The sequence below is a fragment of the Terrimesophilobacter mesophilus genome (genome assembly GCF_014200375.1).
In the GTDB taxonomy this organism is placed as follows: Bacteria; Actinomycetota; Actinomycetes; order Actinomycetales; family Microbacteriaceae; genus Terrimesophilobacter; species Terrimesophilobacter mesophilus.
Genome location: NZ_JACHBP010000001.1, coordinates 750,033 through 775,405 on the forward strand (window position 1 = coordinate 750,033; position 25,373 = coordinate 775,405).

General features: G+C 66.7%; 21 protein-coding genes. 11 read left to right on the top strand and 10 right to left on the bottom strand.

The window, feature by feature from the left end:
- Positions 1-25: 25 nt before the first annotated feature.
- A complete protein-coding gene (locus BKA04_RS03740; protein ID WP_104095208.1) occupies positions 26-544 on the top strand; it encodes a gamma carbonic anhydrase family protein in 519 nt (172 codons plus the stop codon).
- Here BKA04_RS03740 and BKA04_RS03745 read toward each other — a convergent pair.
- The 4 genes from BKA04_RS03745 to smc all read right to left on the bottom strand — a co-directional run bounded on the left by BKA04_RS03745 (position 519) and on the right by smc (position 8,019).
- Positions 519-2,144 carry a hypothetical protein gene (locus BKA04_RS03745; protein ID WP_134542229.1) on the bottom strand — a complete coding sequence of 542 codons (1,626 nt, stop codon included), beginning with the start codon at positions 2,142-2,144 and terminating at the stop codon, positions 519-521. The two genes, BKA04_RS03740 and BKA04_RS03745, sit on opposite strands and share 26 nt — an antisense overlap.
- A gap of 80 nt (positions 2,145-2,224) precedes the next feature.
- Positions 2,225-3,103 (bottom strand): signal recognition particle-docking protein FtsY, encoded by an 879-nt coding sequence (ftsY, locus tag BKA04_RS03750; RefSeq protein WP_104095210.1) that lies wholly within the window; start codon positions 3,101-3,103, stop codon positions 2,225-2,227.
- A 10-nt stretch (positions 3,104-3,113) separates the two neighbouring features.
- Positions 3,114-4,340 (bottom strand): MFS transporter, encoded by a 1,227-nt coding sequence (locus BKA04_RS03755; RefSeq protein ID WP_104095211.1) that lies wholly within the window; start codon positions 4,338-4,340, stop codon positions 3,114-3,116.
- Positions 4,341-4,365: 25 nt separating this feature from the next.
- A complete protein-coding gene (gene smc / locus BKA04_RS03760) occupies positions 4,366-8,019 on the bottom strand; it encodes a chromosome segregation protein SMC (RefSeq protein WP_104095212.1) in 3,654 nt (1,217 codons plus the stop codon).
- Between the two features lie 212 nt (positions 8,020-8,231).
- On the opposite strand from smc, the gene BKA04_RS03765 reads away from it, so the two are divergent.
- Positions 8,232-9,323, top strand: a complete 1,092-nt coding sequence (locus tag BKA04_RS03765; protein WP_167309655.1) for a GNAT family N-acetyltransferase — start codon at positions 8,232-8,234, stop codon at positions 9,321-9,323.
- Positions 9,324-9,349: 26 nt separating this feature from the next.
- Here BKA04_RS03765 and mutM read toward each other — a convergent pair whose 3' ends face one another.
- The 5 genes from mutM to BKA04_RS03790 are packed head-to-tail and all read right to left on the bottom strand — an operon-like array spanning position 9,350 to position 13,253.
- On the bottom strand, positions 9,350-10,237 hold the full coding sequence (gene mutM / locus BKA04_RS03770) for a bifunctional DNA-formamidopyrimidine glycosylase/DNA-(apurinic or apyrimidinic site) lyase (RefSeq protein ID WP_104095214.1): 888 nt from the start codon (positions 10,235-10,237) through the stop codon (positions 9,350-9,352).
- Between the two features lie 2 nt (positions 10,238-10,239).
- Positions 10,240-11,058 carry a ribonuclease III gene (gene rnc / locus BKA04_RS03775; RefSeq protein ID WP_104095215.1) on the bottom strand — a complete coding sequence of 273 codons (819 nt, stop codon included), beginning with the start codon at positions 11,056-11,058 and terminating at the stop codon, positions 10,240-10,242.
- Positions 11,059-11,109: 51 nt separating this feature from the next.
- A complete protein-coding gene (rpmF, locus tag BKA04_RS03780) occupies positions 11,110-11,313 on the bottom strand; it encodes a 50S ribosomal protein L32 (RefSeq protein WP_104095216.1) in 204 nt (67 codons plus the stop codon).
- A 2-nt stretch (positions 11,314-11,315) separates the two neighbouring features.
- A complete protein-coding gene (locus BKA04_RS03785) occupies positions 11,316-11,858 on the bottom strand; it encodes a YceD family protein (RefSeq protein ID WP_104095217.1) in 543 nt (180 codons plus the stop codon).
- Positions 11,859-11,885: 27 nt separating this feature from the next.
- Positions 11,886-13,253 (bottom strand): aminotransferase class I/II-fold pyridoxal phosphate-dependent enzyme, encoded by a 1,368-nt coding sequence (locus BKA04_RS03790; protein ID WP_104095218.1) that lies wholly within the window; start codon positions 13,251-13,253, stop codon positions 11,886-11,888.
- 126 nt (positions 13,254-13,379) lie between these two features.
- Here BKA04_RS03790 and BKA04_RS03795 point away from each other — a divergent pair, with 126 nt between their 5' ends.
- From BKA04_RS03795 to BKA04_RS03835, 9 genes are all read left to right on the top strand, one after another.
- Positions 13,380-14,243, top strand: coding sequence for a nitrilase-related carbon-nitrogen hydrolase (locus BKA04_RS03795; RefSeq protein WP_104095219.1), 864 nt, complete (start codon positions 13,380-13,382; stop codon positions 14,241-14,243).
- A 14-nt stretch (positions 14,244-14,257) separates the two neighbouring features.
- Entirely contained in the window at positions 14,258-15,694 is a 1,437-nt protein-coding gene (hydA, locus tag BKA04_RS03800; protein WP_104095220.1) for a dihydropyrimidinase, read from the top strand.
- A 21-nt stretch (positions 15,695-15,715) separates the two neighbouring features.
- Positions 15,716-16,744: a TIGR03842 family LLM class F420-dependent oxidoreductase gene (locus BKA04_RS03805; RefSeq protein WP_104095221.1), complete on the top strand. Its 1,029-nt coding sequence runs from the start codon at positions 15,716-15,718 to the stop codon at positions 16,742-16,744.
- 1 nt (position 16,745) lies between these two features.
- Positions 16,746-17,696: an ABC transporter permease gene (locus tag BKA04_RS03810; RefSeq protein ID WP_104095222.1), complete on the top strand. Its 951-nt coding sequence runs from the start codon at positions 16,746-16,748 to the stop codon at positions 17,694-17,696.
- Positions 17,693-18,541: an ABC transporter ATP-binding protein gene (locus tag BKA04_RS03815; protein WP_104095223.1), complete on the top strand. Its 849-nt coding sequence runs from the start codon at positions 17,693-17,695 to the stop codon at positions 18,539-18,541. Before BKA04_RS03810 ends, BKA04_RS03815 begins: the two co-directional genes overlap by 4 nt.
- Positions 18,538-19,305, top strand: coding sequence for an ABC transporter permease (locus BKA04_RS03820; protein ID WP_104095224.1), 768 nt, complete (start codon positions 18,538-18,540; stop codon positions 19,303-19,305). The genes BKA04_RS03815 and BKA04_RS03820 overlap by 4 nt, the downstream gene beginning before the upstream one ends.
- Before the next feature lie 68 nt (positions 19,306-19,373).
- On the top strand, positions 19,374-20,516 hold the full coding sequence (locus BKA04_RS03825; RefSeq protein WP_104095225.1) for an ABC transporter substrate-binding protein: 1,143 nt from the start codon (positions 19,374-19,376) through the stop codon (positions 20,514-20,516).
- A 116-nt stretch (positions 20,517-20,632) separates the two neighbouring features.
- Positions 20,633-21,976, top strand: coding sequence for an aspartate aminotransferase family protein (locus tag BKA04_RS03830; protein ID WP_198413289.1), 1,344 nt, complete (start codon positions 20,633-20,635; stop codon positions 21,974-21,976).
- 93 nt (positions 21,977-22,069) lie between these two features.
- Positions 22,070-23,563 carry a CoA-acylating methylmalonate-semialdehyde dehydrogenase gene (locus BKA04_RS03835; protein WP_104095226.1) on the top strand — a complete coding sequence of 498 codons (1,494 nt, stop codon included), beginning with the start codon at positions 22,070-22,072 and terminating at the stop codon, positions 23,561-23,563.
- A 60-nt stretch (positions 23,564-23,623) separates the two neighbouring features.
- Here the strand turns inward: BKA04_RS03835 and BKA04_RS03840 are convergent, their stop codons facing one another.
- Complete coding sequence (locus BKA04_RS03840; protein ID WP_104095227.1) at positions 23,624-25,120, bottom strand: HNH endonuclease signature motif containing protein; 1,497 nt, start codon at positions 25,118-25,120, stop codon at positions 23,624-23,626.
- Positions 25,121-25,373: the final 253 nt, after the last annotated feature.

The window sequence follows — 25,373 nt, forward strand, 5'->3', positions numbered from 1 at the left end:
GGCCGAACCCGCCTAACGTGGAGGCATGACGACAGCTCTCATCCGCACGTTCGGCGGACACACGCCGGATGTCGACCCCGCGGCCTGGGTCGCACCCAACGCCACGCTCGTCGGCCAGGTCACGCTCGGCCCGGAGTCGAGCGTGTTCTACGGCGCGGTGCTGCGCGGCGATACCGATGCGATCTCCCTCGGCGCCCGCAGCAACCTGCAGGACAACGTCGTCGTGCACTGCGACACCGGCATTCCGACGACGATCGGCACCGGAGTGAGCGTCGGCCACGGCGCGGTCGTGCACGGCTGCACGATCGAGGACGACTGCCTCGTGGGCATGCACGCGACGGTCATGAACGGCGCGGTGATCGGCGCCGGATCACTCATCGCGGGCGGCGCCGTCGTCCTCGAGGGCGCCGTCGTCCCGCCCCGCTCTCTCGTCGCGGGCGTGCCGGCCAAGGTCCGTCGTGAGCTCACGGACGACGAGCTCGCCGGCATCCGCGCGAACGCCGACCACTACGTGGAGCTCAGCCGGGCACACGCTGCGCTGTAGCGGCGGCCTTGCGCCGCTCGAACACGGTGTGGATGGCCCACACCGCCACCGCGACGACCCCGAATACGCAGAAGAGCACGATCCAGCGCACGAAGTCCCCGTCGATCTCGCCCCACGAGTTCGGAATCGTGAGCAGGACGAGCATGAACGCGAGCAGCCCGATCACGTAGCAGAGCAGCCACAGCCACTTGTTGTAGTCGAACAGCTTGTGGCCGTCGAGCGCCAGGAGAGGCAGCAGCGCGAGGGGCAGGCTCGCGATCCCCTCGATCGTGACCGCGCTGAAGAATTCGGATGCCGACACGAGCAGCAGGTTCCCCGGAGCTCCCGCCGCGATCGGCGCGACCACGCTGAACCCGACCCAGGCGAGGAGCGCGACGGCGAGTCCGAACCCCGTGCCGAGGATGACCACCATCGCGTTCTTCGCTTTGGACATGGTCGTGGCGAAGACGAGGCCGGCGACGAGCCCGAAGATGATTCCGGGATGGAATTCGAGCAGGCGCGCGATCAGCACGGCTACCGTGACCAGGATGAGCGACCCCCAGCGGAACTTGACCGTGGCCACGGCATCCGGGTGTCGTCTGCGCATGATCACTCGCACGAGGAACCAGGCGGCGACGTTGAACACGAGGAGCGAGAGGAAAGCCGTCACGAGCAATCTCGCCGACATCGCATTCAGCCCGAACGACGGGTCGACGAATCCACTGATGACGGACGCGATCAGGAGGCCGGGTACGAACAGCCAGCCGAACAGTCGGCTCCTGGCGGGTGTGCCCGCCTGGTCCGGAACCGCGGATCCGGTGCCTCCGGCGCCCGCCGATTTCGACCGGCGCGCGGCCCGTCGTTTGCGCATCCGCTCGACGAACTGGTCGTATCGCGGACCGATGACCGAGTTCAGGAGCGAACCCGGATACCCGATCACGAGAGTCAGGACGACGGCGGTTCCTCCGACGGCCGCGGCTCCCGCCGGGGTCACTGCGACATCGCCGATCGACTTGAGGCCGCTGAGCACGCTCGGGTCGGCGATGCCGTCGCCGGCGAAGGCCTCCGTGAGCGCCACATCGATGACGAGGCTGGGGGTCGTGAACGCGCCGCCGTTGGTCGTGTAGGCGTCCCCGTCGGCGTAGCTGAGGCTGATGATGTCGTGGTTCGTCGCCGCGTTGCCGAACCGACCACCGGCGAAGAGCGGTGGTGAATCGAGCGCGGCAAGCTGGTCCGCCGAATACAGGACGCTGTTCTGCATCCCCTCACCCGTGTCGATCGAGGTGATCGCGGCGAAGTTCGTCAACCAGCCCTGTTCCTCGAAGGCGCGCGCGATCCGCACGACGACGTCGAAGTCGACATCGGCGTAGACGAGCGTGTACTCGACGGCGGAGCCGGTGTCGAGACCGAAGGGACGGTCGGCGTCCCTCACCGCGCAATCCCACGCTGCGACGCGCAGCGGCGGTGGCACGTACCGCAGTTCAGGGGTGAAGAACTCGAACCCGGATTGGTCGTAGTAGCTTCCGGCGCATGCGCTCTCGTCGGCGTAGGCGGGGGATGCCGTGGAGAGTGCCGCGAGCGGAAGCACGATGAAAGCCAGAGCGAGGAAAAGTCGGGTCAACCGATGCACGGATACACGTTAGTGGTCTGCGGCCCACAGTGCGAGAGTTTTATCCGCGGGTCGAGTGCCGTGCGCCGCGCCTAACCGACCAGATTCTGCACGAACACGTGCGGGGTGAATCCGGTCAGGTCACCGATGCCCTCGCCTTGCCCGACGAGCTTGATGGGGATGCCGGTCCTCTCCTGCACGGCGAGCACGAATCCGCCCTTCGCAGACCCGTCGAGCTTCGTGAGGACGAGACCGGTCACACCGGCGTGCTCGATGAACGCCTCGGCCTGGGCGAGCCCGTTCTGGCCCGTCGTCGCGTCGAGCACGAGGAGCACCTCAGCGATCTCGGCCTGCTTCTCGATCACGCGTCGGATCTTCGCCAGCTCGTCCATGAGTCCGCTCTTGGTCTGCAGGCGCCCGGCCGTGTCGATGAGCACGATGTCGATGCCATCGCGCTGCGCCCTCTCCACGGTCTGGAATGCGACGGATGCCGGATCCTGACCCTGCTGCTGGGGCTTCACGATCTGGGCGCCGCCGCGCTCCGCCCACGTCGCCAGCTGCTCGACCGCCGCCGCCCGGAACGTGTCGGCCGCGCCGACCACGACACTGCGTCCGTGATTCGCGAGGAACTTCGCGAACTTGCCGATCGTCGTCGTCTTGCCCACGCCGTTGACCCCGACGACGAGGACCACGGCGGGGCGGGCGGACAGGGTCAGCGTCGGGTCGAGTCGAGCGAGGCGCTCCTCCAGGGTCTCGCGCAGCATCCGCTTGAGGTCAGCGGGATCCGTCGTCCTGAACAGGTCGACGCTCGCGCGCAACTCGGTGACGACTGAGTCCGTGACATCCGGTCCGAAATCGGCCGAGATGAGGGCATCCTCGAGGTCATCCCAGGTCTCGTCGTCGATCGTCTTCTTCGCGAACATGCCGCGAAGCGCGCCGCCGAGCGACCAGGGGTGGGAGCTCTCAGCCATGAGAGAGAGCCTAGTTGGCGAGTTGCCGAGCAGGTGACAGGTGTCGCACCGACCACATCGCCACGACGGCGACGAGCAGCAGGCAGACGATACCGAGTCCGGAGTAGCCGACGAGGGCGAGCACCGGACCAGCCAGCGCGCCACAGACGGCGGCCGTCGAGTTCATGAGCAGGTCGGAGACGCCCTGGAGTCCTGCACGGTCATCGACGGGTGCCGACTCGGCGACGAGGGTCGATCCGGCGATCGTGGACGCCGACCAGCCGAGCCCGAGGAAGATGACGCTCACGATGACGAGCACCTGGGACTCGCTTCCGACCCACGCTGTGAGAAGCGACACCACGAGCATCCCCTGGCCGAACAGGATCGTCGGGATGCGACCCCAACGGTCGGCGAGCCAGCCGAAGACCGGAGACAGCGCATACATCCCGGCGATGTGGAGGCTCAGCGCGAAGCCGACGATGATGAGCGTCGCACCGTGCCCGTAGAGGTGCACCGGTGTCATCGACATCATCGCGACCATGGTCGCGTGGCTCAGGGCGACCGCGGCGACCGCGAACCTGGCGAGCGCGTTGACGCGCAGGGTCGCGAACCCGTGCCGGGGTGGCGCGCCCTCCCGCGCCGGAGCGTTCGCGAGTGCGGTGAGGAGCGGATCGGGCTGGAGCGCGAAGTAGTAAACGAGCATGGCGGCGAGTTGCGCTGCGACGGTGAAGACGAAGGGGCCGGTGAGGGTCGGCAGCCCGATCGCCCCGCCGATCTGCTCGCCCGGTTCGATGAGGTTCGGGCCGAGCACAGCGCCGATCGTGGTCGACCAGACGACGAGCGAGAGCTGCCGTGCCCTATGCAGCGGCACAGCGAGGTCGGTCGCAGCGAATCGCGCCTGCAGGTTCGTGGCCGAGCCGGCTCCCGCGAGCGCGAGGCCGACGAGCAGGAGAGGGAAGGAGCCGAGCGCTGCAGCACACGTCGCCAGCACGGCGCCGAGCGCTGCGACGATCGATCCGATCGAGAGGGCGACGCGGCGGCCCTTCGCCTGCGCAGCCCTCGCGAGCGGCACCGCGATGAGTGCCGCACCGAGCGTGCTCATCGTCGCGGCCATGCCGGACCACGCCGGCGAGCCGCTGACATCCGATGCCAGGAGCGCGCCGACCGACACGGTCGCACCGAGCCCGATCCCGCCGAGGATCTGTGCGACGACGAGGGCGCGAACGACGCGTTTCTGGATGACGGCGGTCTCGATCACCGCGTAAGTCTATTCCGCCGCACCCTCACCCGTGAGTGGTTGATTGTTGCTCTTCCGCGGCCACTCGCTGGCCGACGACGGCGCTCACACCGTCCTGCCGCATCGAGACGCCGTAGAGCGCATCCGCGATCTCCATCGTGCGCTTCTGGTGCGTGATGACGATGAGCTGGGAGTTCGCGCGAAGGTCCTCGAGCACGGTGAGAAGACGGCCGAGATTCGCGTCATCGAGGGCCGCTTCGACCTCGTCGAGGATGTAGAACGGACTCGGCCGCGCCTTGAAGATCGCGATGAGCAGCGCGACGGCAGCGAGAGAGCGTTCGCCTCCGCTCAGGAGAGACAGCCTCTCGATCTTCTTGCCTGCCGGTTTCACGGTGACCTCGATACCGGTCGCGAGCAGGTCCTCGGGGTCGGTCAGCAGGATGTTGCCCGTGCCGCCGGGGAACAGGATCGGGAACACCTCATGGAAGGCGGCCTTCGTGTCCTCGAACGCGCTCGAGAAGATGTCCTGCATCCTGCCGTCGATGTCGTCGATGATCGTCAGCAGGTCCTTGCGCGTGTTCGTGAGGTCGGTGAGCTGCTCTGCGAGGAACTTGTGGCGCTGCTCGAGCGCTTCGAACTCCTCAAGCGCGAGCGGGTTGACGCGGCCGAGCTGGGCGAGCTTGCGCTCCGCCTTCGCGAGGCGCGCCTCCTGCTCCGCGCGCACGAACGGTTTTCCCTGTGCATCCGGCGCGAGGGCATCCGGCGCGAGGGCATCCGGCGCGAGTGCATCCGGCTCGGGTGCATTCGGCGCAGGGGTTGCCGGCACGGGAGTCGCGGCGGACTCGTCCGCAGGGGTGTCGGGCTCAACCGGTGCGGAACCGGGATCGGCGGGCACGGGCACGTCGGGTCCGTATTCGGCGACGAGGACATCCTCGACGAGCCCGAGCTCTTCGCCGGCGCGCTCCAGCAGGCCGGAGAGCAGCAGCTTCTTCTCGTAGATCTGCATCTCGAGCCCGTGCACGCTCTCGCTCACGGCGGCGAGCCGCTCACGCAGCGATGCCTCGTCACGACGAAGCGACGCGAGCTCCTCGTTCTGCTGCGCCCTCTCGCCCTCACGCCCCACCAACTCGACGCGAGCGCTCGACACCGAACGGTCCACGGCATCCAGTACCGCCGGGAGTATGGCGATGACGCGTTGCGCCGAGTCGAGCTGGTGCCGACGGATGACCGCCCGTCGCGCCGCCTCCTGGGCCGCCGCCCGGTCCTCATCCAGCTGGTGAGCGAGCTGTCGGCCGCGCAGTTCCTCCGCGCGCACGCGTTCCCTGGCCGTCTCGAGCTGCAGCCTCGCTTCGACCTCGCTCTCGCGCGCGGCATCCAGCTCGTCGGAGAGCGCGTCCCGCGCGGAGACGTCGAGGATGGGTCTCGGCCTCGACCTGGCCGCCTCCAGTTCGGCGTTCGCCGCCTCGGAAGCGGCGAGCGCATCCGCCACCGCTTCGGTCGCGAGGGCGACACCGCGCTCGAGCCGCTCCGACTCTGCTCCCGCCGCCTCGACCTGGACCCGCGCGCGGCTGAGTTTCTCCGTGCTCGCCGCGAGTTGCGCATCGAACTCGCGCAGCGCGGCGAGCGCGGTGGCAGAGCGCACTTTCGCGGAGTCGAGTGCAGCGCGCTGCTCCGCGAGCGCGAACCGGGCACGATCGATGAGCACCGTGACATCCGCGTGCCTGGACTGGGCCGCATCCCGGTCGGCGACGAGTTCGACGCGCGAGCGTTGCGCGCCGGAACCGCCGCGCAGCACGTACCGGCCCAGAACGTCCCCGGCCCTCGTGATGACGGTGAACGGCGATGCCTCCGGCATGCTCTTCCAGACGCGGCGCGCCGCGGCGAGGTCCTCGGCGATCACGACGTCGGAGAGGATGCCGAGCACGCCATCCGGGGCCGAGACGACGGAGGACGCTGCGACGGCACCGTCGGGTATCGCCGCAGTCGATGTCGGTACTGCAGCGTCGGCGAGCAGGATCTCGACCCGGCCGAGCTCATCGCTGCGGGCCCGGTCGACGGCATCGAACGCTGCGCTGCGACCGTCCGCGAGCACGGCGTCGGCGAGTGTCCCGAGCGCAGCGGCGATCGCCGTCTCGAAGCCGGGTTCGACCTGGATGTGCTCGGCGACGAGGCCGCGGATGCCGCCCAGCTTCTGTGCGACCAGCGCGCTCGAACCGTCCTTCTGGTCGAGTGCGCTCGAAAGAGCGCTCGTGCGCGCCGCGAGGCCGGATCGCTCCCGCTCGTGGCCGTGCAGCTCCTCCCGGATGCGCTCGATCTCGGCCTCGGCAGCCGTCACCTCGGCCTGGGCCGACTCGTAGGCCGCGTCGAGGTCCGTCTCACCCGCCTCGCCGAGCACGGCATCCGTCTCGAGGCTCGCGAACGCGGCATGCGCGGCGGCCCTGCGCTCGACGGCGGCATCCAGCGCGTTCTGCTGCCTCAGGACCTCCCCACGCACGGCGGCGAGGCGGGATGCCGCCGTCTCGGCGTGACCGGTCAGCTTCGAGATCTCGAGTTCATGCTTCGAGACGAGCGTCGCCTGGAGCGCGATCTCCTCGTCGATCGCGTCGAGGTCGGCCTTCGCCTGTGCGCTCGCCTGCTGCGCGAGCTGCCAGCCGTGCTCCGCGGCCGTGACGGCCTCGGTGAGCAGCTCCACCTCATCCGCGGAGTCCTGGATCTGCTGGGGGGTCACGGCGCTTCCGCCGGAGTGGTCGTCGACGTCGGAGCCGAGCAGGGCGAGCCGCTGGTTCGCGAGGGTGAACAGCCCGCGCAGCCGCTCCTGCACCGATTCGAGCCCGAACGCCGTACGCCGGGCGATATCGACGGCGTCGCCGACCTGCTCCTGCTCGAGGTGCAGCTCCCGCAGTTTGTTCTGGTCGAGCTGCTCCTGCAGCACGATGCGTTCGGTCTTGCGCTCAGACTCGCTTCGTCCGTGGAGCGTGAGCGCCGACCGCAGTTCCACGACCTCGTCGGCGAGAAGCCGCGCGCGCGCATCCCGAACGGTGGCCGCGATGGACTGCGCCTCCTTCGCGATCTCGGCCTGGTGCCCGAGCGGTTTCAACTGCCGCCGAAGCTCCCCGGCGAGGTCGCTCAGGCGCGTGAGGTTCGCCTGCATGGCCTCGAGCTTGCGCAGAGTCTTCTCCTTGCGGCGCCGGTGCTTGAGGATTCCGGCGGCCTCCTCGATGAACCCGCGCCGTTCATCCGGGGTCGCGTGCAGCACCTGGTCGAGTTGACCCTGCCCGACGATGACGTGCATCTCGCGGCCGAGGCCCGAATCGCTCAGGAGCTCCTGCACGTCGAGCAGTCGACAGGCCTCGCCGTTGATCGCGTACTCGCTCCCGCCATTGCGGAACAGCGTGCGGCTGATCGTGACCTCGGTGTAGTCGATCGGGAGCGCGCCATCCGAGTTGTCGATCGTGAGCAGGACCTCTGCCCGGCCGAGCGGTCCCTTCGTGGCGGTGCCGGCGAAGATGACGTCCTCCATCTTTCCGCCGCGGAGCGTCTTCGCCCCCTGCTCGCCCATGACCCAGGCGAGAGCATCCACGACATTGGACTTGCCGGAACCGTTCGGTCCCACGACGCACGTGACACCGGGTTCGAAGGCAAACGTGGTCGGCTGGGCGAAGGACTTGAATCCCTTGAGAGTCAGGCTCTTCAGGTACACCGCTGCACCCTCCTCAGCCGGACGAAACTCATTCGACTACGGTACCGGAACCGGGGAGGGCTTCCGTCGATTGCAACGGTTCGGTCTCGTTCGATGAGCATGCAGCACTCGCTGTTGTAGCCTGATCGGCTTTGCACAGTCAACCTGACCGCTGTCCCCCACCACCGCTGCCCCTGTCCGTCGCAGCCCCAACGATGCCGAGGTCTCGCACCATGACCACCTTCACGATCGACGAGCTGGTGATCCCTGCCAGCATCGATGCACCGGATGCCGCCGACTTCATCGACATGACCCATGTCCGCAACGAGATCGAAGCCGACACGGTCGGCAATCGCGACCTCGCGTATGAACCCGCAGAACTTCTGCCGAACTGGCAGGACCCCTACGAGCCCAAGACCTGCCTCGTCGCGCGGGTCGACGGGCGCATCGTCGCCCGCGCCATCTACGAGGCGCCCATCGAAGAGGGAGCGCGAGATGCCTGGCTCTCGATCGAAGTGCTGCCGGCTTTCCGGCGGCGCGGCATCGGGGCTGCGCTCTATGAGCGTCTTGCGGCGAGGTGCGTGACGGAGGGTCGCACCCTCCAACAGGGCTACTTCATCCACAAACGGTCGGATGACTCCGAACAGTTGCCGTCGCCGACCGGCTTCGGCTCGATTCCTCTCGATAACCCGGAGACCCGTTTCCTGCTGGCGCGAGGGTTCACACTCGAGCAGGTGGAGCGGATGAGCCGCCTCGCGCTTCCCGTGGACGAGACCGAGTTCGCACGACTCTTCGACTCCGCCCTCGCTGCCGCCGGCGACGAATACCGGCTCGTGCGGTGGACCGGGCGGACGCCCGAGCAATGGGTCTCCGACATCGCCCTCCTGCACCGACGGATGAGTACGGATGCTCCGGCGGCCGGCCTCGAGGTCGCCGAGGCGAACTGGGATGAGGAGCGGGTGCGCACGATGGACGATCGTTGGGATGGCAACCCGCGCGCGGCCCTCACGGTCGCCGCCGAGCACGCGGCCAGCGGCCACCTCGCGGGTTTCACCGAACTCTCGGTGCCGCCGGAACTCGAGCGCCCGGTCGAGCAACTGGACACTCTGGTGCTCAAGGAGCATCGCGGCCATCGACTGGGGATGCTCCTCAAGCTGGCGAACCTGCAATATCTTGCCGAGACCCACCCGGGGCATCCGTCGGTCACCACGTTCAACGCCGAGGAGAACCGGCCCATGCTCGACGTCAACGAAGCCATCGGCTTCGTGCCGGTCGGCTATGGCGGTGGGTGGAAAAAGGAAGCTGACCGCTCGCCGAGCCGGTGAGTGTTGCAGCGGGATCCACCTGGAGGTCAGCGACGGCGCTGACAGTACGGGCAGAAGTGGCTGCCGCGGTTCATGAACCGTTCGCGCACGATCGGTCGTCCGCAGCGCGGGCACGGACTCCCCTGCTGCCCGTACGCATTGAGCGAGTGCGAGAAGTATCCGGACTCCCCGTTCACGTTCAGGTACTGCGTGTCGAAGCTCGTGCCGCCCTCCGCGAGCGCCTTTGCGAGCACGGCGCGCACCTCGGAGAGGAGGACGATCGCGCGACGGCGGCTGAGGGCATCCGTCGCCTGGTCGTAGTGGATGCGCGCAGCCCACAGCGCCTCGTCCGCGTAGATGTTGCCGATACCGCTCACGAGGGTCTGGTCGAGCAGCGCACGCTTGATGCCCGTGTGACGCCTTCGCAGCGCCGCGAGAAACCGGTCATCGTCGAAGTGCGGATCGAGCGGATCGCGCGCGATGTGGGCGACGGATGCCGGGATCCGCTCCGGCTGCGCGCCCGGCGCGAGATCCGCAACCGCGGTGAGGGCGTCGATGGCCATCGACCCGAAGATGCGCTGGTCCACGAAGTTGAGGCGGGCCGGCCCGTGCTGCGGATGTTCGAGGTCGATCCGGATGCGCGTCAACGCGTCCACGGTGCCCGGCGCCCGCAGCAGCACCTGCCCGCTCATGCCCAGGTGCACCACGAGCGCTTCCCCGGCCGCCGGCGAGCCCAGCGGCAGCCACAAGAACTTCCCGCGACGCGACGGCGCCATGAACGTGGATCCGGTGAGCCGGTCGACGAAGTCCTCCGCCGGTCCTGGATGCCTCCGAAGCGACCGTTCGTCCAGCACATCCACTCGCGTCACCGTCGCACCGGACGCGAACGGCGCGAGGCCGGCGCGCACGACCTCGACTTCGGGCAGTTCGGGCACGGTCAGAGGGACGAGGATGCAGCATCCGGATCGCCGGAATCCGCTGGTGCGAGATGGCGGGCATCCGAATCGGCGAGTTCGACGACGTCCGCGACCGCGACCTCGTCTGCGCCATCCTGCAGGAGCGTCCACGCGCTCAGGGCTGCCGCCATCTCCGCGTGCTTCTTGCTCGACCCGTGCCCCGATGCGATCGGGTCTGTTCCGACGATCACCGTCGCATGGAAGCGCTTCGAATGGTCGGGGCCGCTGTCGGTCACCTCGTAGTGCGGCAGTCCCTTGCCGAGCGCGGCCGCGAGCTCCTGCAGGCTCGTCTTCGGGTCCATGGCGGCGCCGAACCGGTCGGGGTTGTCCATGAGCGGCCGTATCAGCCGCAGCACGAGGTCGGTCGCGACGTCCGGGCCCGCATCCAGGTACACGGCGCCGATGACCGCCTCCACGGTGTCCGCGAGGATGGAGGACTTCTCGCGTCCGCCCGTCTGCTCCTCGCCCTTGCCGAGCCGGATGTACTGGCCGAGTCCGATCCGCCTCGCCACCTCCGCGAGCGCGACACTGCTCACGAGGCTCGCCCGCCGTTTGGCCAGCTCACCCTCGTCGAGGGTCGGGTTCTCCGTGTAGAGCATGACCGTGACGGCCTGGCCGAGGATCGAGTCGCCCAGGAACTCGAGCCGCTCGTTGTGGGCGAGCCCGCCGTTCTCGTACGCATAGGAGCGGTGGACGAGGGCGAGCTCGAGCAGTGCCGGGCTCAGCGGCACGCCGAGGGCATCCGCGAGCTCGCGCGCATCGGGCACGGGGCTAAGCCCGTCCCCGGTGCTGCCCGTCATCCCCATGTTCCAACATTCGGCGGTGTGTCCCAGAACGAAACAGCGGCCGGATCAGACGTCGGCGACCTTGCGGCCCTTGTACTCCAGGTACAGCGGAGTGCCTGCGGAGTCCTCGACGACCTTCGCGCGGTGCGGAAGGCTGTAGACGACCTTGCCGCCCTCGATCGTCTTCACGAGGGTGGGCGGGGTCGCCTTCCACTGTGCGCGGCGCGCGCGGGTGCTGGCGCGGGACATCTTGCGCTTGGGAACAGCCATGGTTATCTCTTCTCTTTATCGTCTTGGGAGAGCTCCGCGAGTGGGCCGAGCGCCGACCACCGCGGATCGACGGGGGCCTCATGTTCATGACCCGGGTGATCCAGGAGTCGCACCCCGCACTGCGGGCACAAGCCTGTGCAGTCGTCCTGGCAGACGGGCTGGAACGGAAGTGACAACACCACCGCGTCCCGGACCACCGGTTCGAGATCCACGAGCGTTTCGTGAACCTCATAGTCGAATGCTTCGTCATGAGAATACGCGAAAACCTCCTGAATTTCGACTTCGACCGCGAGGTCGACGTCGATGAGACATCTCACGCACTCCCCTTTGGCGAGCGTGGAGACGTCTGCGGACACGAGGATGCCGTCGTGGAGCGACTCGAGACGCGCGGCGACGTGGATCGGTTCGCCTTCGCGCACGCCGATGACCGCATTGCCCCAGCCCTCCGGTGCGGTCGTATCGATCACGCGCTCGCGCAGCTCGCCCGGCCGATGGATCAGGTCGACCACGTCGAGGGTGAAGGGGGTCTTCTTCGGATGCGCCACCGCTCAAGCCTAGTTTCTGTCGGTCGATCACGCCCAGCGGGTCGTGAGCGCAGGGGTGCCGACCGGCTCTGCGCTGGCCGCAGCGGCGAGCGCCCGCGCCACGGCGGAGACATCCCCCGAGATCGCGCCCGCCGTCACCCTGATGTAAGCCTCATCCGATTCTGCGGCGAAGAACGGCGTTCCGCCGGCGACCCGGATGCCGCGCGCGGCCAGCTGCAGGATCGCGCCCTGCTCGTCGTCCACCGGAATCCAGGTGTTGATCCCGTCCGCCTGGCGCACATCCATCCCGAACTCGCGCAGCGCTTCGGTGAGGGCGCGCTGGCGGGAGAAGTACACGCGTCGGGCGTCGCTGACCTCGGCGATGCTCTCCGAGGAGGTGAGCAGGTCGTAGAGGATCGTCTGCAGCATCCGGCTCGTCCAGCCCGGCCCGAGCATCCGCCGCGCCTCGATCGCGTTGATGTGGCTCGCCGTGCCTCCGAGCGCTGCGATGCGCAGGTCCGGGCCGTGCGACTTCGAGTAGCTGCGCACGTGCAGCACGCGATCCGGAATCCAGCTTCCGAGGCTCACATCGGGCGACGCCGTGATGTCGCCGGAGTGATCGTCTTCGACGACCATCACGTGCGCGAACGGCGTGTCGTCGCCGATCATTCCGGCAAGGGTCTCCGCGCGTTCGCTCGTCATGGACGCCCCGGTCGGGTTCAGCGCACGCGGTTGCAAGATGACGAGGGACGGCGACATCCGAAGCGCCGCCTCGAACGACTCGGGGACGATCCCCCGCTCGTCGACGTGCACGGGAACGGCCTCGAGTCCGAGGCGCCTGAGCAGGTCGAAGAAGGGCGGGAACCCCGGATTCTCGACGACGACGCGGTCTCCGAATCGCGCGACCTGTTCGATGCTGCGGGAGATCGCGTCCAGTGCGCCGTTGACGATCGTGATGGATTCGACGGTGTACGGCCAGGAGTCGCTGAGCACGCCGACGAGCTCCGGAATCACCGGCAGTTCCATATACGCGGAGGTCTCTGCGCGCTCGGACACGCGGGACAGCGCGCGCCCGAGGCCGGGGAGCAGTTGCGGATCGGGTGTGCCTCGTGAGAGGTCGAGGCCGGGAAGCCCGCTCCCGTCGGAGTGGGGCTGACTGAATGTGGAACGCTCCGGCGCGGCCACCTTGCGCACGAAGGAACCGTTCCTCCCATGCGATTCGATGAGGCCCGCGGCCGCGAGCGCGCGCCAGGCCTGGCTCACCGTCGCCGGGCTCACGCCGAGGTCGGCCGCGAGTTCGCGAACCGTCGGCAACCGGTCTCCAGCGGCGAGTTCCCCCGCAGCGATCAGGCGCCCCAGAGAGGCCGAAATCCCCACCGGGGTCCGGCCCTGGATCCGATCGGCCAAGTTTGCCATTCTGACTTGCCTCACGTCGGTTTGGGCGACAGTATGAAGACTGTACGACATCAGTCGACACAATACCTAAATGTTTAGGCTAGTGAGTAACAAATAGGGCAGGGTCGCCCTGAGCTGGAGGCATCAATGAGCGTCAGTGGATCGAACATCGTTCGCGCAGCAATCACGCAAACGACGTGGACAGGCGACAAGGAATCCATGCTCGACAAGCACGAAAAGTTCGCGAGGGATGCTGCAGCGGACGGCGCGCAGGTCATTAGTTTCCAAGAGCTTTTCTACGGACCGTACTTCGGGATCACCGAGGACAAGAAGTACTACGCCTACGCCGAACCGTCGGATGGCCCCATCGTGCAGCGCTTCGCCAAACTCGCCAAAGAGCTGAACATGGTGATGATTCTCCCCATCTATGAAGAAGAGATGCCTGGCTTGTACTACAACACCGCCGTCATCGTCGACTCGGATGGGACGATCCTCGGCCAGTACCGCAAACACCACATTCCGCACCTCGACCGCTTCTGGGAGAAGTTCTACTTCCGCCCCGGGAACATGGGCTACCCGGTGTTCGACACCGCGGTCGGCAAGATCGGCCTGTACATCTGCTACGACCGCCACTTCCCGGAAGGATGGCGTGAGCTCGGCCTGAACGGCGCGGAGATCGTCTTCAACCCGAACGCGACGAAGCCGGGACTGTCCAACCGGCTGTGGGAGGTCGAGGGGCCGGCCGCAGCTGTCGCGAACGGCTACTACGTGCTCCAGCCGAACCGCGTCGGACGCGAGGACAACGAGTACGGAGAGCTCGCCGTCGACTTCTACGGGACGAGCCAGGTCATCGACCCGCGCGGCAACTTCGTCGGCGAACGGGGATCCGGCACTGACGAGGAGGTCATGATCCGAGACCTCGACATGGACATGGTTCGCCAGATGCGCGACGACTGGCAGTTCTACCGCGACCGCCGCCCCGACTCCTACACCTCGATCCCCAAGCCATAACCACGAGGAGGACCATCATGAAGACCCTCATCAAGAACGGTACGGTCGTCAACTCCACGGGTACGGCCCAGGCCGATGTCCTCATCGACGGCGAGACCATCGCCGCAGTGCTCGCGCCCGGGTCGACCCTGCTCGGCTTCGACCTCGAGCAGAACGTCGACACGGTCATCGACGCCAAGGGCAAATATGTGATCCCGGGTGGGATCGACGCCCACACGCACATGGAGATGCCCTTCGGCGGCACCTTCGCCAGCGACACCTTCGAGACCGGCACGCGGGCGGCCGCGTGGGGCGGAACGACGAGCATCGTCGACTTCGTCGTGCAGTATGCGGGCGAGAACGTGCTCGACCAGTACAAGGCCTGGCACGAGAAGGCCGACGGGAACTGCGCGATCGACTACGGATTCCACCAGATCCTCTCCGACGTCCAGGACTCCTCGCTCACCGCGATGGACGAACTCATCAACGAGGGCGTGTCGAGCTTCAAGCTCTTCATGGCCTACAAGGGCGTCTTCCTCTCGGATGACGGACAGATCCTGCGGGCATTCCAGAAGGGCGCAGAGCTCGGCGCCATGATGATGATGCACGCCGAGAACGGCGCCGTCATCGACGTGCTCGTGCAGCAGGCGCTCGCAGCAGGCAACACCTCCCCCTACTACCACGGACTCACCCGCCCGTGGCAGGCGGAGGAGGAGGCCACCCACCGCGCCATCATGCTCGCGAACCTCACCGGAGCACCGCTCTACGTCGTCCACGTGAGCGCGAAGCAGGCGGTCGAGCAGATCACCGCCGCCCGCGACAACGGCCAGAACGTGTTCGGCGAGACCTGCCCGCAGTACCTCTACCTCTCGCTCGAGGAGCAGCTCGGCGCTTCGAGTGAGCAGTGGGGAGACTTCGAGGGCGCGAAGTGGGTGTGCTCCACGCCGCTGCGGTCCCGTGAAGAAGGCCACCAGCACCACATGTGGCAGAGCCTGCGCACGAACGACATCCAGATGGTCTCCACCGATCACTGCCCGTTCTGCATGAAGGACCAGAAGGACATGGGGATCGGCAACTTCTCGAAGATCCCGAACGGCATCGGGTCCGTCGAACACCGCATGGACCTGCTCTACCAGGGTGTCGTCGACGGGCACATCACGCTCGAGCGCTGGGTGGAGGTGACCTCCACCACGCCGGCCCGGATGTTCGGAATGTGCGGCAGGAAGGGCGTCATCCAGCCGGGCGCCGACGGCGACATCGTCGTGTACGACCCGAAGGGCCACACCTCGATCGGTGTCGGCAAGACCCACCACATGAACATGGACTACTCCGCGTGGGAAGGGTTCGAGATCGACGGTCACGTCGACACCGTGCTCTCGCGCGGCAAGGTCATCGTCGACGACAACCAGTACCTCGGGAAGGCAGGCGATGGAAAGTTCTTCAAGCGCGGCCTCTCCCAGTACCTGACCTGACCCCGACACGGAACGGAACCCATGGATTTCGGAGCAGTACTTCAGACCAACCCGCCGTCGGCGCGCACGGTGCAACTGGCCAAGCTGGCCGAGGCGCACGGTTTCAGCCACGTGTGGACGTTCGACTCCCACCTGCTCTGGCAGGAGCCGTACGTGATCTACAGCAAGATCCTGGCCGAGACGAACCGGATCATCGTCGGACCGATGGTCACGAACCCTGCGACGCGCGACTGGACGGTCACGGCATCCGTCTACGCGACCCTCAACGAGATGTACGGCAATCGCACCATCTGCGGCATCGGGCGCGGCGACTCCGCCGTGCGCGTGACGAACGGGGCGCCCACCAACCTGACGACACTGCGGGAGTCGATTCACGTCATCCGGGAGCTCGCGAACTCCCGGTCGGTCGAATACAACGGCGCGACGCTGCAGTTCCCCTGGAGCACCGGATCCTCGCTCGAGGTCTGGGTCGCCGCCTACGGCCCGCTCGCGCTCAAGCTCGCCGGCGAGGTCGGGGACGGGTTCATCCTGCAGATGGCGGATCTCGACGTCGCGGAGTGGATGATCACGACCGTGCGGAACGCGGCGGAGGCGGTCGGTCGCGACCCCCGGTCGGTCAAGTTCTGTGTCGCCGCCCCGATGTACATCGGCGACACCACAGACGATGCGGTCGCCCACATGCGCGACCAGTGCCGCTGGTTCGGCGGGATGGTCGGCAACCACGTCGCCGACATCGTCGCCAAGTACGGGGAGGGCTCGGCGGTCCCGAAGGCCCTCACCGATTACATCAAGGGCCGCGAGGGCTACGACTACAACCAGCACGGCCAGGCCGGGAACACGCACGCCGACTTCGTACCGGATGAGATCGTCGACCGGTTCTGCGTCCTCGGCACCGCAGCGGACCACATCGAGAAACTGAAGGCCCTGAAGGACATGGGGGTCGACCAGTTCGCCGGATACCTGCAGCACGACAACAAGGAAGAGACCCTTCGCGTGTACGGCGAAACCGTCATCCCCGCCCTCTCCGAGCACATCGTCGCCAAGGCCTGACATGACCGAGACCGCCACCCGGCAGTTCGACGCCGTACCCGCCACCCGGGCAAAGGGTGCGGCCGCGTCGAAGTCCGGCCGGGCTGTCGCCTGGCGGAGGTGGATCCTCGGCGCCCTCGGGATCGTCTTCGTCGGGGTGGCCTGGGAGGTCTACAAACTCGTCGGTCCGGAGAAGGGTTTCACGGTCGGAGAGCTCATCCTCCTTCCGAGGACGAACGACCTGTCGATGCCGCACATCGCGACGATGTTCGAGCGGCTCTCCGAACCGCTCACCGGCGCCTCGAACTCGATCTTCATGTGGCAGGCGGTCGTCGAGGCATCCGAGTTCTCGCTCTATGTCGCCGCCGTCGGCTGGATCATCGGCGTGAGCGTCGGCCTGCTCCTCGCGCTCGTGATGCAGCGCTTCCGCACCGCGCAGTCGGCTGTGCTGCCGTGGATCATCCTGAGCCAGACCGTACCGCTCATCGCCATCGCGCCGCTCGTTCGCCGCTGGGGCGCGCAGATCCAGTTCGGCGACTTCGTCTGGGAGAACTGGATGTCGGTCGCGCTCATCGCAAGCTATCTCGCGTTCTTCCCCGTGTCGATCGGCGCCCTCAAGGGGCTGAACTCCCCCGACACGAACCACGTGGAACTGTTCCGGTCGTTCGGCGTCGGATGGTGGAAGACCCTCGTCAAACTCCGCATCCCCGCGAGCGTCCCCTACCTCATGCCGGCCCTCCAGCTCGCCGCGGCCAACGCCGTGATCGGCACGATCGTGGCCGAGGTGTCGATCGGCCTCAAGGGCGGCATCGGCCGCATGGTCATCGAGTTCGCCGGAGCGGCGGGCGGTGACCCGGGGAAGCCGTGGGCACCCATCTTCGGCGCTGTGGCGATCGGCCTGATCGCGGCGGGCGTCGTGGCAGTTCTCGGACTCTTCGTCCGGCGTTACCGGCGCGGGGAGACGAACGCATGACACGTGAGGATGACAAGGACATGGCTTCAGAACCGACGACGACACCCGCGGTCATCGCCGAGAACGTCGGCAAGGTGTTCCCCGGCAAGAAGGGCGCACAGGTCACGGCGCTCGAGGACATCGACCTCACGGTCGCGCGCGGGGAGTTCGTGTCGCTCATCGGCCCGTCCGGATGCGGCAAGAGCACGCTCATGCGGTTGATCGCGGATCTCGACCAGCCGACGAGCGGTTCGCTGTCCGTATTCGGAAAGTCGGCGAAGCAGGCACGGCTCGACCAGGAGTACGGGATCGCGTTCCAGCAGGCGGGCCTCCTGCCGTGGCGCACCGTGCGCCGCAACATCGAGCTGCCGCTCGAGCTGCACAAGGTGGGCAAGGCGGAGCGTGCGAAACGTTCGAAGGAGCTGCTCTCCCTCGTCGGCCTCACCGACTTCGGCGACAACTTCCCCGACCAGCTCTCCGGCGGCATGCAGCAGCGGGTGGCGATCGCCCGGTCCCTCGCCGAGAGCCCCAACCTCCTGCTCATGGACGAGCCGTTCGGCGCGCTCGACGAGATGACGCGCGAACACATGCAGGGCGAACTCGCCCACATCTGCGCGGAGACGAACGCCGCAGTCGTCTTCGTGACGCACTCGATCCCTGAGGCGGTATTCCTCTCCCACCGGGTCGTCGTGCTGTCGCCGCGGCCTGGACGCATCCGTGCGATCGTGGACGTCGGACTCGGAACCTCGAGCGAGCGCACCGACCACCTCCGCGAGAGCGAGACGTTCTTCGCGGCGGTCAGTGAGGTGCGCGAGCACCTGCACGGGTCGCCGGATGCCGTGCCGATGGGGGTCGACAACCGATGAAGGCGGCATTCGGCGCGACGAGGGGGGTCATCCCTCCCCTGCTGCTCGGCGTCGTCACGCTGCTGCTCTGGCAGCTCGCCGTCGCGGCCTTCGACATCAAGCCGTTCGTCCTGCCGAGCCCGACCGCCATCGGTGACCAGTTCGTGAACAACCTTCCGACGGTGTGGTCGAACTCGCTCGTGACCGGGTTCAACTCGCTCGTCGGCCTCCTCATCGGCGCGGTGCTCGGCATCCTGCTCGCGATTCTCGCCTCGCTCGTGCGCGTCATCGACGAATTGAGTTCCGCGGTCGTCGCAGCGGCGATGGTCCTGCCGATCGTTGCGCTCGCACCCGTGCTGTACAGCATGTTCAGCGCGAGCCAGCAGACCGCTCGCCAGCTCGTCGCCTCGCTCGCCGTCTTCGTGCCGGTGTATGTCAACACCCTGAAGGGTCTCCGGCAGGTGCGGCCGGTGCACCGCGATCTCCTGCGCGCGCATGCGGCGTCGACCGGGCAGACGATCCGCGTGGTCACGCTCCCGACGGCGCTGCCGTTCATCTTCACCGGTGTGCGGATTGCGTCTTCGCTCGCCGTCATCGCCGCCGTCATCGCCGAGTATTTCGGTGGACCCATCGGCGGTCTCGGCAAGTCCATCACGACCGCTGCGGCCGGCAGCAACTACCCACTCGCCTGGGCCTACGTGCTCGGATCCATCCTGCTCGGCCTCGTGTTCTACCTGGCCGTGCTCGGGATCGAGCGGTGGGTGCTGCGCGATCGCGGCACCTGATCCCGAAGCGCATCCGCCACGACGTTCCACCCTGCACCGTCCGATGAATCACCAACAAGGAGGAAGCAATGCACCATCGCAAGAGATTACTGACGGGCGCCGCGGTCCTGGCGACTGCAGCACTCGCCCTTACCGGCTGCACACCGCCCGGTTCAGGGGACACCGACAAGGGCGACGGCGCGCTGACGCCGGTCACGCTCCAGCTCCAGTGGTTCGCCCAGGCACAGTTCAGCGGTTACTACGCCGCACTGGACCAGGGTTTCTACAAGGATGAGGGTCTCGACGTCACGCTCAAGGAGGGTGGCGCGGACATCGTGCCGCAGGATGCCCTCACCTCCGGCGAGGCTGACTACGCGATCTCCTGGGTGCCGAAGGTGCTCGGCTCGATCGAGCAGGGCGCCCACATCACGAACGTCGCCCAGATCTTCGAGCGATCTGCGACGACGCAGATCTCGTTCAAGGACAAGAACATCAACTCGATCGAGGACCTCAAGGGCCACACGGTCGGAAGCTGGGGTTACGGCAACGAGTGGGAGATCTTCGCGGGCCTGCAGAAGGCGGGCCTGTCGGTGGATGACATCACTCTCGTCACGCAGGCCTTCGACATGCTCGGCATGCTCCAGGGGGACATCGACGCAGCACAGGCGATGACCTACAACGAGTACGCGCAGGTGCTGGAGAGCGTCAACCCTGCGACCGGCAAGCTCTACCAGCCGGATGAGATCAACGTCATCGACTACAACAAGGTCGGTGTCGGTATGCTCCAGGACTCCATCTGGGCGGATGCCGACCGACTGGCGAGTGACCCCAAGTACGAGGAGACCACCGTCAAGTTCCTGAAGGCGTCCATCAAGGGCTGGATCTTCGCCATGAACGACCCGCAGAAGGCTGCGGACATCGTCACGGCGGCGGGTTCGACCCTGGGTACCAGCCACCAGCTGTGGATGGCCAACGAGGTCAACAAGCTCATCTGGCCCTCCACGAACGGCATCGGCTTCATCGATGAGGCGGCCTGGAACCGCACCGTCGGTATCGCCAAGACGACGAAGAACGAGACCGGTGCGACCATCCTCACGAAGGACCCGCCGGCCGACGCCCACACCAACAAGTACATCCAGCAGGCCCTCGACGAGTTGAAGGCCGAAGGAGTCGACGTGATGGGAGCGAACTACCAGCCCATCACGGTCACCCTCAAGGAGGGCGGCAAGTAGTACCACCCCGGTCGGGCGGCCATTCGAGTGGCCGCCCGACCACCACCCGGCACCCTGTGTTGCACAACAGGGGGGTGCTGATCAACAGTTGAAACAAGAAAGAAGCACGATATCCCGTGACCGACACCACCACCCGGAACGACCCCGGCAAGGCAGGCATCGACCTCGATGCCAGGGCTCTCGAACTCGACGCCTACGTCTTCCATTCCTGGTCCGCGCAGGCGAAACTGAATCCGTTCGTCATCTCGGGCGGTCTCGGATGTCGCGTGTGGGACAACTCCGGGCGCACCTATCTGGACTTCTCCAGCCAGCTCGTGAACGTGAACATCGGGCACCAGCATCCTGCGGTCGTGGCCGCCATCCAGGAGCAGGCCGGAATCCTGGCGACGATCTCCCCTCCGACCGCGAACCTGCAGCGCGGTGAGGCCGCCAAGCGCATCGTCGATCGCGCTCCGGACGGATTCAACAAGGTCTTCTTCACGAACGGCGGCGCGGATGCGAATGAGAACGCCATCCGCATGGCCCGCCTGCACACCGGTCGGGACAAGATCCTCTCCACCTACCGCTCGTATCACGGCAACACCGGTGCTGCGATCGTGTCGACCGGCGACTGGCGTCGTGTGGCGAACGAGTACGCCCGCGGTCACGCGCACTTCTTCGGCCCGTACCTGTACCGCAGCGAGTTCTGGGCGCAGACCCCTGAGGAGGAGTCGGAGCGCGCGCTCCACCACCTGGAGCGCGTCATCCAGAGCGAGGGTCCTTCGGGTATCGCCGCGATCCTCCTCGAGACGATCCCGGGAACCGCCGGAGTGCTGATGCCACCGCCCGGCTATCTCGAGGGTGTGCGTGCGCTCTGCGACAAGTATGACCTCGTACTCATCTTCGACGAGGTCATGGCCGGTTTCGGCCGCACCGGGAACTGGTTCGCGTTCGACGGCTACGACGTGGTCCCCGATCTCATCACGTTCGCGAAGGGGGTCAACTCCGGTTATGTTCCCGCCGGTGGTGTCATCATCTCGGATGCGATCGCGCACGACTTCGACGAGGTCGTCTTCCCGGGTGGACTGACTTACAGCGGACATCCGCTCGCGATGGCGTCGATCGTGGCGACTCTCGACGCCATGGAGTCGGAGGGCATCGTCGAGAATGCGGCGAGGATCGGGCGGGATGTCCTCGCGCCGGCGCTGGCGAAGCTCAAGGCGGACCATCCGATCGTCGGTGATGTGCGCGGGGTGGGTGTCTTCTGGGCGGTCGAGCTGGTTTCCGACCAGGCGAGCCGTACTCCGGTGAGTGCCGCGGTCATGGCGAGGGTGAAGTCCGAGCTTCTGGCGCGGAATCTTCTTCCCTTCCTGTCTGAGAACCGCATCCATGTCGTTCCGCCGTGCGTTGTCACCGATGCCGAGGTCGCTGAGGCGATGGCGATCTACGACGAGGTGCTCTCGCTCGACCTGCTGTCCTGAACGCTTCCGCGTCTCCACGCTTCACACGGAGACATCACATCAACCTTTCATACCGAATCTTCACGAGCACTCACAGAATCGAATCGATACGTCATGACTGACACACTCAACCACTACATCGATGGGGCATCGCACACTGGTGACTCGACCCGCACCTCGCCGGTGTTCAACCCGGCCACGGGTGCGGTCGCCAAGAATGTGCGGCTTGCGAGTGTCGCGGATGTCGACACGGCGGTTGCCGCCGCGACGGCAGCATTTCCGGCCTGGCGAGACACGTCGCAGGCCCACCGGCAGGCGATCCTGTACCGCTATCGCGAGCTCTTGAATGCGCGCCGCAACGACCTGGCCGACATCCTCACTGCCGAGCACGGCAAGGTGACGTCGGATGCGAGGGGCGAGGTCGCGCGCGGGATCGAGGTCGTCGAGTTCGCGCTCGGTATGCCTCACCTCGTGAAGGGCGATTTCTCGGAGAACGTGTCGACCGGTGTCGACGTCTACACGCTGCGCCAGCCGCTTGGTGCTGTCGCGATCATCAGCCCGTTCAATTTCCCGGCGATGGTGCCGATGTGGTTTTTCCCGATCGCTATCGCGGCGGGTAACACCGTGGTGCTGAAGCCGTCGGAGAAGGACCCGTCGGCGGCGAACTGGATGGCTGAACTGTTCACGGAGGCGGGGCTCCCGAAGGGTGTCTTCAATGTCGTGCATGGGGATAAGGAGTCGGTCGACGCGCTCCTGGAGCACCGGGACGTCAAGGCGGTTTCGTTCGTCGGTTCGACTCCGATCGCCAAGTACATCTACGAGACGGCGTCGAAGCACGGCAAGCGTGTGCAGGCGCTCGGTGGCGCGAAGAATCACATGCTCGTGTTGCCGGATGCGGACCTCGATCTGACCGCGGATGCTGCGGTCAATGCCGGTTTCGGTTCGGCCGGTGAGCGGTGCATGGCGATCAGTGTCGTCGTGGCCGTCGAGCCGGTGGCCGACGACCTCATCGCGAAGATCACCGAGCGGATGAGGGGCCTCAAGGTCGGTGACGGTATGCGCAACTGCGACATGGGGCCTCTCATCACCGAGGCTCACAGGGACAAGGTCGCGTCGTACATCGATCTCGCGCACACCGATGGTGCGGATGTCGTTGTCGATGGGCGCGGGATCGCTGTCGATGGGGAGGCGAGTGGTTTCTGGCTGGGCCCGACGTTGCTCGACAAGGTCAGTACCGATTCGGCCGTCTACAAGGATGAGATTTTCGGGCCGATTCTCGCCATCATCCGGGTGCCTTCCTTCGAGGAGGGTGTCGCGCTCATCAACCGCAGCCCGTATGGCAATGGGACGGCGATCTTCACGAACGATGGTGGTGCTGCTCGGCGTTACCAGCACGAGGTGGAGGCCGGGATGGTGGGTGTGAATGTGCCGATCCCGGTGCCGGTCGCGTATCACTCGTTCGGTGGCTGGAAGGATTCGGCGTTCGGCGACGCGAAGGCGTATGGCCCGGCGGGAATCGCGTTCTATACGCGCGAGAAGGTTGTGACGAGCCGTTGGCTGGATCCGAGCCACGGTGGGATCAACCTGGGCTTCCCGCAGAACCAGTAGCGCTCGATGTGGTGTGCCGGCGCTTTGGTCGGGAGGCAGCTGGTTCAGGAGACTGCTCGCTCAGGTGGCGATCAGTTCTGGCAACGGTGCACCCGATGGGGGTGAGCCGGGTCGCTGTCGACTTCGTTGTCGCGCTCGGGTGAGGAGGTTCTTGCTTTCGAGCTGTACGGCAACCCGATCGGAGTCGACGGCGGCGGGCGGCGTCAGCCAGTATCTTCCCTCGGCATCGCGGTGGAGTTCCCAGTGGTTGTTGTGCAGGAGCAGGTGGTGGAACCGGCACAACAGGATGCCGTTCTCGAGATCCGTCCGCCCTCGGTCACGTTTCCACTGTTCGATGTGGTGCGCTTCGGTGAAGGAGGGCGGCTGCAGGCACTCCGGCCACATGCATCCGCCGTCACGTACCGCGAGAGCCTCACGCTGCCTCCGGTCGAACAGTCGGCGGGTCCGGCCGACATCGAGCGGATTCCCGCATGTGTCGATCGTGATCTCCTGCCACCGTGAATCGCACAGACCGGCTTCGGCGGTGCCGACCGCAATGGTCGTGCCGGTCGACTCGATGACCCCGAATCCCTGTGGCGGCAGTTCAGCCTCGTCCGCCTCGGCGTGCTCCACCGACGCCGCCGGCACGAGCACCTTCACGAGCGTGTGATCGCCGGAGGGTATCGTCTGCGGGTCGAGTCCGCCGGCGGCCTTCACAAGGGCGACGAGACCATCGAGCGTGATCCGCTCTGTCGTGCGCGGGTCGTCGACGATGGCTTTGGCCCGGGCAATGTCCTCCGGCCGGGTGAAGCGGGGCCCTCCTCGGCGCGGACTCGTCAACGGATCAAGCGCTCCCATGAGCACGGCAGCGGACTCGGGGTCGGCCTGCCCGGCATACCCAAACATGCCATTGGCTTTACGGAACAGGCGGAATCCACCCTGCAGGTACTGCTCCTGCTGTCGCGCGGCGATGCCGTCGAGGTCGTTCAGGTCCCGCTCGGCCCTCGCTCGCTGGAACAGCGCATCCGCCGGAAGCTCCCCGTATCCGCGAAGAAGCTCGGTCGCGAGCTCGCGCAGCCTCTCCGCCGTGATGTCGCCGTCGGGCTTGCCGAGTCCGCGCCGGAGTGCGTCAGCGCACTCGACGCTGAGCGCCCCCGTCGTCACAGCACGGCAGATCGGCTCATCCCACGCCGTCTCAACCGGTACCCCGCCGATCTCGGTCACTCCGTTGTCGAGGAGTTCGCGCGCGGCCTCGGCCTCACCGATGGCATTGCCGAGATTGACGAGCTGGCCAGCCTCCCGCGCTGTCACCTTGGTGACCTGCTGCAGGAGTTTCTGCGGGGAGGCGAACCCATTGCGGGCGGCCAACCCGGTGTGCCCGAACTCGCGGCGCGAGCGCCTCGCCACCTGAGCGGCGTGCTGGGCCTTCACCAGGCCGAAGGCTCGCTCGTGGGCGGCGATCGCCACGCCGAGCTCGAGCACCCGGTCATCCGGGAGCGCGTCATAGTCCCGCGTGCTCACACCAAAGGCCGAGACCGCGGCCGCGGACCCTTCGAGTGTTTGTGCGAGGAATGACATGTATAGATTCTTTCAAACCCGAATGCATGTCTACAACTGTTTGCCAAAATCTGTGGAGAAGTCCTTTCTACGGGGCCTGTGGAGGAGTGGAGGGCGCATGCGCTCCGGCGACCGCCGGGCTCTCCCTCGGAATCCAACACCAGGCGAACAGCCCGCTCCTTCAACTCACTCGGACAATGCTTCGTCAAAACTCTCATCCTCTCGGGGACAAAGAGCCTCCACCAAACCCGGGGCGCAACAGACACCTTTCACC